Below are 7,789 nucleotides of genomic sequence, written 5' to 3'. Positions count from 1 at the left end.
GTTCCTGCAGGTCGACACGGCCAACATCCTGTTCATCGTCGGCGGCGCCTTCGCCGGCCTCGAGAAGGTCATCGCGGCGCGCGGCGACGGGGCCTCGATCGGCTTCGGCGCCAAGGTCAAGGAGATTGACGAGCGCCGCACCGGCGACATCCTCAAGGGCGTCGAGCCGGACGATCTGATGCGGTTCGGCCTGATCCCCGAGTTCATCGGCCGTCTGCCCGTTCTGGCGACGCTGGAGGACCTCGACGAGGAAGCCCTGGTCACCATTCTGACCGAGCCCAAGAACGCCCTGGTCAAGCAGTACAAGCGTCTGTTCGAGATGGAGAATGTCGATCTGACGTTCACCGACGACGCCCTGATCGCGGTGGCCAAGAAGGCCATCACCCGCAAGACCGGCGCGCGCGGCCTGCGTTCCATCCTGGAAGGCATCCTGCTGGAGACCATGTTCGAACTGCCCACCTTCGAGGGCGTCGAGGAGGTCGTGGTCAACGCCGAGGTGATCGAGGGCAAGGCCCAGCCCCTGCTGATCTATGCGGAAACCAAGTCCAAGAAGTCCGCGACGCCCGACAGCGCCGCCTGACGACGGGGCAAGACGAAACGAGGGCGGGTCCTGCGCGGACCCGCCCTTTTTCGCGCCTGGAGCCGGCGTCGCCCGGATTGCCCTCGCTGAACGGCCAGGCTGGGCCAGGTTTGCGTGGCGCTCGCCCTGATGCCGCAGCGCCACAGGCGGAAGAAGGACGGATTTCCGGGATCGCAGCCGCGGAACGAAGCGTCCGTGCGGCGCGGGCCCGTTCGGCGATCCAAATCATGCAGCTTGAGCGCTTGTGGATGGAAACTGGCGGCGCCTGCCCGCGACGCTTGAACCCCGCGCGATCCGAACCACATACTCTGTTGAAGACCGCCGAACGGCGGGCCGAGTCGATACGGCGGGGCACGGTCGCTCCGCACGTCGGCCTGGCGGGTCTGAGATCAACGAGGGCCCAAGGAAGTACGCATCATGTCCGAGACCGAGAACAAGACCAAGATCCTGCCCGTCCTGCCGCTGAGAGACATCGTCGTCTTTCCGCACATGGTCGTGCCGCTGTTCGTGGGCCGCGAGAAGTCCGTCAAGGCGCTCGACGAGATCATGAAGGGCGAGAAGCAGATCCTGCTCGCCACCCAGAAGAACAGCGTCGACGACGATCCGCAGGCCGACGCCATCTATCCGACCGGCGTGCTGGCCACGGTGCTGCAGCTGCTCAAACTGCCGGACGGCACCGTCAAGGTGCTGGTCGAGGGCAAGAGCCGCGCGCGCCTGACCAAATTCACCGACCGCACCGACTATTTCGAGGCCGAGGCCGTCGAGATCGCCGATGATCCGGGAGAGCCGTCGCAGTCGGAAGCCCTGCTTCGCGCGGTGATCGAGCAGTTCGAAAACTATGTGAAGCTGAACAAGAAGGTGCCGCCCGAGGCCCTCAGCTCCATCCCCCAGATCACGGACCCGTCCAAGCTGTCGGACTCGGTCGCGGCCCATCTGTCGGTCAAGATCGCCGACAAGCAGGGCCTGCTGGAGACCATCTCCGTGCCGGCGCGGCTGGAGAAGGTCTACGGCCTGATGGAGGGCGAGATCTCGGTCCTTCAGGTCGAGAAGAAGATCCGCTCGCGCGTGAAGCGCCAGATGGAGAAGACCCAGCGGGAATATTATCTCAACGAGCAGATGAAGGCGATCCAGCGCGAGCTGGGCGAGACCGACGCCCGTGACGAGATCATGGAGCTGGAGAAGCGCATCCGTAAGACGCGCCTGTCCAGGGAAGCCCGGGTCAAGGCCGAGGCCGAGGTCAAGAAGCTGCGCAACATGAGCCCGATGTCGGCCGAGTCGACGGTGGTGCGGAACTACCTCGACTGGCTGCTGTCGATCCCGTGGGGCAAGGCCAAGACCAAGCCGATCGATCTGAACAAGGCCGAGGCCATCCTCGAGGAGGACCACTACGGTCTGGAGAAGGTCAAGGAACGGATCATCGAATACCTGGCCGTCCAGGCGCGCACCAACAGCCTGAAGGGGCCGATCCTGTGCCTCGTCGGCCCTCCGGGCGTCGGCAAGACCTCGCTGGCCAAGTCGATCGCCAAGGCCACCGGGCGGGAATACATCCGCATGTCGCTGGGCGGGGTGCGCGACGAGGCCGAGATCCGCGGCCACCGCCGGACCTATATCGGCTCGATGCCGGGCAAGATCATCCAGTCGATGAAGAAGGTGAAGACCACCAACGCCTTCATCCTGCTGGACGAGATCGACAAGCTGGGCGCCGACTGGCGCGGGGACCCGTCCTCGGCCCTGCTGGAGGTGCTGGATCCGGCCCAGAACAACGCGTTCGGCGACCACTACCTCGAGGTCGACTACGACCTGTCCAACGTCATGTTCGTGACCACGGCCAACAGCCTGAACATGCCGCAGCCGCTGATGGACCGGATGGAGATCATCCGGGTGTCGGGCTACACCGAGGACGAGAAGGTCGAGATCGCCAAGCGTCACGTCCTGCCCAAGGTGACCACCGACAACGGCCTGACGCCGGCCGAGTTCGTGGTGCCGGATGACAGCATCCGCGACCTTATCCGCTACTACACCCGCGAAGCCGGGGTTCGTTCACTGGAACGGGCGCTGGGCGGCCTGGCCCGCAAGGCGGTGCGCGAGATGGCCCGCGAGAAGCTGCTGTCGATCACCGTCGACGCGGCCAAGCTGGCCGAATACGCGGGGGTGCGGAAATATCGCTACGGCGAGACGGACGAGGAGGATCAGGTCGGCATCGTCACCGGCCTGGCCTGGACCGAGTTCGGCGGCGACATCCTGACCATCGAGGCGATCAAGATGCCGGGCCGCGGCCGCATGACCGTGACCGGCAATCTGAAGGAGGTGATGAAGGAGTCGATCTCCGCCGCCGCCTCCTACGTCCGGGCCCGCTCGCTCAGCATCGGGGTCAAGCCGCCGATGTTCGAGAAGACCGACATCCACGTCCACGTGCCCGACGGCGCCACGCCCAAGGACGGTCCCTCGGCGGGCGTGGCCATGACGGTCGCCATGGTCTCGGTCCTGACCGGCATACCGATCCGCAAGGACATCGCCATGACCGGCGAGATCACCCTGCGCGGCCGGGTCACCGCCATCGGCGGCTTGAAGGAGAAGCTGCTGGCGGCCCTGCGCGCGGGCATCAAGACGGTGCTGATCCCCGAGGAGAACGAGAAGGACCTCGCCGACGTGCCCGATAATGTGAAGGGCGCGCTGGAGATCATTCCGATCAAGACCGCCGACGAGGCGCTGAAGTGGGCCCTGACGGGCGAACTGACGCCGGTCGAATGGGACGAGGCCACGGACCCCCTGCCGCCGCCCCCGCCGGTGCAGGACCCCGGCACGGTGGTCGCCACCCACTGACCAGAAAAAGACCCCGCCCGGAGCGATCCGGGCGGGGTTTTTCTATCCCTGGTGAGTGGCCGCCGACCGATACATTTCGGGCGAGACACCCGTTACAATCGAGCTCGGGACATCGTCGACATCCGCGACAGCGACGACATCCTACCGCTCGACCACTTCGCAGAACATCAGTCGGTGCCCGTCGGGTGTGGCGACGCTCATCTCGCGCAGACCCCAGGGTTTGGTCGCCGGGCCGGAGGTGATCCGGGCGCCGCGGGACGCGATCTCGTCGTGGTAGGCGTCGATGCCCTCGACGAAGATGCGCGCCACCCACGAATGGTCGCCCAGTTCGTGGGCGGGCCGGGCGTCCCGGCATTCGCCGAGATCGAACCGGACCGGCCCGCGCTGCACGAAGCGCCAGCCCGGGGCCGGGATGTCCAGCGATTCGAACCCTAGGGCGTCGATGTAATGGCGCGCGGACGCCTCGACGTCGGGGACGGCGAGGACATGGCAGGTCTGGGTGAAACGGGCGGGCATGGCGGCTCTCCGGAGCGGCGGCGCCGGATGCTACACCCGGCGCCGTCGCGGAGAACAGGGGTCAGAGGCTGTCGACCATCACCAGTTCGGCGTCGGCCTTAGCCGTGATGGTGATCTCAGGCACGTCCTTGATGGCCGCGCCGTCGCGGGCGTTCAGGGGCACGCCATTGACCTCGACCGCGCCGACAGCGGGCACCAGATAGGCGCGGCGGCCCTCGGCCAGGCTGTAGGTCAGGCTTTCGCCGGCGTTCAGCGTGGCGCCGAGCACCTTCGCGTCGGCATTGATGGTCAGGGCGTCGTCGGCGTCCTCGCCCGAGGCCAGCACCGAGAACCGCCCGGTGCGATCGGCTTTCGGGAAGGCCTTTGCGCCCCAGCCGGGTTTGGCGCCGGGCTTGTCGGTCTCGATCCAGATCTGGAACAGGGTGGTGGTCTCGTCCTCGAGGTTGAACTCGGAGTGGCGCACGCCGGTCCCGGCGCTCATCACCTGGACGTCGCCGGCCCCGGTGCGGCCCTTGTTGCCCATCGAGTCCTCGTGGGTGATGGCCCCGGTGCGGACATAGGTGATGATCTCCATGTCGGCGTGGGGGTGGGGCGGAAAGCCCGACTTGGCGGCGATCTCGTCGTCGTTCCAGACGCGCAGCCGGCCCCAGCCCATGCGGGACGGGTCGTAGTAGTTGGCGAAGGAGAAATGGTGTTTGGCGTTCAGCCAGCCGTGGTTCGCGCCGCCGAGGCTGGAGAAGGGGCGGACGTCGATCATGAGGGGTCTCCCGTCTGGGGCGCGCATCCTGTGGCGCGCCGGTCGGAGGCCATATAGGTAACAGTGTTGGTGGCGGAAAGAGGGGGCGTGGCCGCCGGCGTGTCTGACCCGCGCTCAGGGCAGGACCCGGGCCGGCGACGGCCGCGCCAGAAGCCGGCCATCGCCATAGGCCCCGTTCAGCCGGCCTGTTCGCGCCCAGTCGAGGAGGGCCTGGAAATAGCCGGACGCGTAACCCAGCGCCGTGCGGCCGCCGTCGGGGGCGGTCTCGAACCGGACGATCCCGTGATCGGTCTCCGGAAATTCCAGCAGGGTGACCGGCCGGCCCCGGCCGGCCAGGTCGATCAGCCGCTGGCGGGTGGCGTCCGGCGGCGCGCCGGTGTCCTTCTCGGCCTGGATCCACAACATCGGAGTCTCCAGGGCGCTCAGCACGGGGAGAGGGTCGTAGTCCCACGAGGGGCCATGCTCGAGCCGGGACGCCATGGCGGTGATCTGGTCGTTCGGGGCGTTGAGCAGCAGGCCGGTGAATTCTCCCCGAATGTCGGCGAACCAGGGTTCGGCGCGATAGCGGGCGCGAACTGCATCAAGCCCTTCAAAGCCGACGGCGCCATGGGAGGCGACGAAGGCGCCGGTGACGTCAGTGATTTCGCGGGCCCGGGCGAGGACGTCGGGCCCCCAGCCCCTGGCCCTCAAGTCCTGCATCACCTGGTCGCTGTCCTCGGAGAGGACACCATAGGCCAGGCCGAAGCCGACGATGACAAAATCCACGGGCGTCTGGCTGGCGGCCAGCGGGGCCACCCAGCCGCCCTGGCTGGAGCCGTGAAGGCCGACCCGCCCCGCACGGGCGCCGGCCAGCCGACGGGCTTCGACGACGGCCGCCGCGGCGTCTTGCGCGAGGATGCGGAAGTCCTGGGTGTAGACCCCTTCCGACCCGCCGGAGCCGCGCTTTGCGTAGACGAAGACGCCGACACCGGACGCCGGGGCGAACCGCTGATAGGGGTTGAAGTCGAGCGCATTGGCCCCCTCGGACCCGTGGACCTCCACCATGATGGGCACGACGCTGTCGCCCGGCGGAAGCAACAGCCGTCCGTTCAGGCGGGCGCCGCCCTGTCCGGTGAACGTCGTCTCCCGCACATCGAGCGCCGCCAGGGCCCCGGCCTGTCCCTCGAACTCCATGCGCCCCTCTTCGCACCGGCCCAGCCCGGGCTGCGGACCTTCGACACGGTCGGTCCAGCCCAGGGTGCTGGTCCAGCGACCTTCGGCGTCCACGGTCATCTTCCCCGTCGATCCGTCGAGGCGCCGCCACCTGAGACCGAAGGTCTCCAGCGGGGCGACATCCACCCAGCTGCCGTCCTCCAGCGTGTAGACGCCGACATGGCAGGCCACGGCCGGATCGGGTCGCGCGTCCACATCAGCGCCAGGCGCCTGGGCCAGGGCGGGGAGGGCGAGCAGGGACAGGGCGACGGCCAGGACGGGAGCGAACGGTGAGGGCGACACGGATGGTCCGATCAGAGAGTGGATGCCTGCCCAACGCCATTGCCCGCCGCGCAGCAGGTCGCTAGGCCGTTCTTCGCGAACGGCGCCAGGAATGCGCGAACGGGACGGGATGGGCGGCGGATTGAAACAGGCGACGGCCCTGCGTCGGTGGACTATCGACCTCGCGATCCTTGCCGCCATGGGCCTGTTGATGGGCTTCCTCGGTCCGTTCGATTCCGAGCACCTCCCCGTCGCGGTCCTCTACGGCTACTGGCTGATCTGTATCGTCGGCGGCGGGGTTATCGGGATCGGGCTGGACGCCCTGCTCAGCCGCCGCCTTCCTTCGGCCTGGCGCCGCGTGGCGGCGGTGTCGGTGCTGATGACACCGCCGGCGACCCTGCTGGTTCTGACCACCCAGACTGTCCTGATGAGCCAGCCGTTCGGCTGGCCGGCATGGCTGAACCTGCTCTGGCAGGTCTGGCCGATCGTGCTGGCGGTGATGGCGGTGCGGTCCCTTGTCTGGCGACGTCAGGCCGTGCGGATCGAGACCAGAACCCTGATCGCGCCGCCCTTGCCCGAGGCCGAGGCGACGTTCCGGCGACGGCTGTCGGCGAAGCGTCGCGGCGCGCGGCTGATCGCGATCGAGGCGCATGATCACTATCTGAAGGTTCATACGGACGCCGGCGTGGAGCTGGTCACCCTGCGTTTCGCGGACGCCCTGGACGAGCTGGCCGGCGCCCACGGCTGGCGCATCCACCGCTCATGGTGGGTGGCGGCCGATGCGGTCAAGGCGGTGCGCTGGCGGCGCGGCCGGGGGGAGATCAGTCTGAGCGGCGGTCACACGGCGCCGGTAAGTCGAACCTATCGGGCCGTTCTGAAGGAGGCCGGCTGGTTCTAGCCAACCTGCGCCCGGTGCCTCAGCATCGCGTCAGCCAGCACGCAGGCCGCCATGGCCTCGACCACCGGCACGCCGCGCAGGGCGACGCAGGGGTCGTGGCGGCCCCGGGTGGCGACCTCGGTCTCGGTTCCGTCGCGGGTGATCGTCCGGCCCGGGGTCAGGATGGAGGAGGTGGGCTTGAAGGCGACGCGGGCGGTCACCGGCTGGCCCGTCGAAATGCCGCCCAGCACGCCGCCGGCATGGTTGGACAGGAACACCGGCCGCCCGTCCTCACCCAGCCGCATCTGGTCGGCGTTCTCTTCACCGGACAGTTCGGCCGCGCCGAAGCCGGCGCCGATTTCGACGCCCTTGACGGCATTGATCGACATCAGCGCCGCGGCCAGTTCGGCGTCGATCTTGCCGTAGACCGGCGCGCCCCAGCCGGCGGGGACGCCGGTGACCTCCAGCGCCACCACCGCGCCGATGGAGGAGCCGGCCTTGCGGACGCCGTCCAGATACGCCTCCCACGCCGGCACGACCGTTGGGGACGCCGCGAACAGCGGGTTGTCGTAGACGGCGTCAAAGTCGACCGCCTCGGGCGCGATCCGGTGCGGGCCCAGCTGGACCACGCCGGCGCGGATGCGAACGCCGTCGCCGAGGATCTTCCGCGCCACCGCGCCCGCCGCCACCCGCAGCGCCGTCTCGCGGGCGGAGGAGCGGCCGCCGCCGCGATGGTCGCGGACGCCGTATTTGGCCTGGTAGG

General features: G+C 68.5%; 7 protein-coding genes. 3 read left to right on the top strand and 4 right to left on the bottom strand.

Features of this window, described 5'->3' with window-relative positions:
* Both RDU12_RS04105 and lon read left to right on the top strand, forming a co-directional pair.
* A partial coding sequence (locus RDU12_RS04105) for an AAA family ATPase (RefSeq protein ID WP_308684143.1) occupies positions 1-580 on the top strand: 580 nt, incomplete at its 5' end.
* Between the two features lie 417 nt (positions 581-997).
* Positions 998-3,403 carry an endopeptidase La gene (gene lon, locus RDU12_RS04100; RefSeq protein ID WP_308684142.1) on the top strand — a complete coding sequence of 802 codons (2,406 nt, stop codon included), beginning with the start codon at positions 998-1,000 and terminating at the stop codon, positions 3,401-3,403.
* A gap of 141 nt (positions 3,404-3,544) precedes the next feature.
* On the opposite strand, the gene RDU12_RS04095 is transcribed toward lon, so the two are convergent.
* From RDU12_RS04095 to RDU12_RS04085, 3 genes are all read right to left on the bottom strand, one after another.
* Positions 3,545-3,919, bottom strand: a complete 375-nt coding sequence (locus RDU12_RS04095) for a glyoxalase superfamily protein (RefSeq protein WP_300289660.1) — start codon at positions 3,917-3,919, stop codon at positions 3,545-3,547.
* 61 nt (positions 3,920-3,980) lie between these two features.
* The gene (locus RDU12_RS04090; protein ID WP_300289661.1) at positions 3,981-4,676 is read right to left on the bottom strand and encodes a pirin family protein; all 696 of its coding nucleotides are present in this window, start codon (positions 4,674-4,676) and stop codon (positions 3,981-3,983) included.
* 114 nt (positions 4,677-4,790) lie between these two features.
* The gene (locus RDU12_RS04085; RefSeq protein WP_300289662.1) at positions 4,791-6,170 is read right to left on the bottom strand and encodes a S9 family peptidase; all 1,380 of its coding nucleotides are present in this window, start codon (positions 6,168-6,170) and stop codon (positions 4,791-4,793) included.
* A 91-nt stretch (positions 6,171-6,261) separates the two neighbouring features.
* Between RDU12_RS04085 and RDU12_RS04080 the strand changes: the two genes are divergently transcribed.
* Positions 6,262-7,047, top strand: a complete 786-nt coding sequence (locus RDU12_RS04080; protein WP_300289663.1) for a LytTR family DNA-binding domain-containing protein — start codon at positions 6,262-6,264, stop codon at positions 7,045-7,047.
* Here RDU12_RS04080 and aroC read toward each other — a convergent pair.
* The coding region (gene aroC, locus RDU12_RS04075) for a chorismate synthase (protein WP_308684141.1) at positions 7,044-7,789 on the bottom strand (746 nt) is incomplete at its 5' end. The two genes, RDU12_RS04080 and aroC, sit on opposite strands and share 4 nt — an antisense overlap.

The sequence above is a fragment of the Brevundimonas sp. genome (assembly GCF_031082345.1).
GTDB lineage: Bacteria > Pseudomonadota > Alphaproteobacteria > Caulobacterales > Caulobacteraceae > Brevundimonas.
Note: the sequence above shows the minus strand (reverse complement) of the source record. Positions and strands in the feature narration are given on the sequence as shown.

Coding starts and splice junctions, on each gene's coding strand:
- lon (WP_308684142.1), top strand. CDS start 998: ATGTCCGAGACCGAGAACAAGACCAAGATCCTGCCCGTCCTGCCGCTG.
- RDU12_RS04095 (WP_300289660.1), bottom strand. CDS start 3,919: ATGCCCGCCCGTTTCACCCAGACCTGCCATGTCCTCGCCGTCCCCGAC.
- RDU12_RS04090 (WP_300289661.1), bottom strand. CDS start 4,676: ATGATCGACGTCCGCCCCTTCTCCAGCCTCGGCGGCGCGAACCACGGC.
- RDU12_RS04080 (WP_300289663.1), top strand. CDS start 6,262: ATGCGCGAACGGGACGGGATGGGCGGCGGATTGAAACAGGCGACGGCC.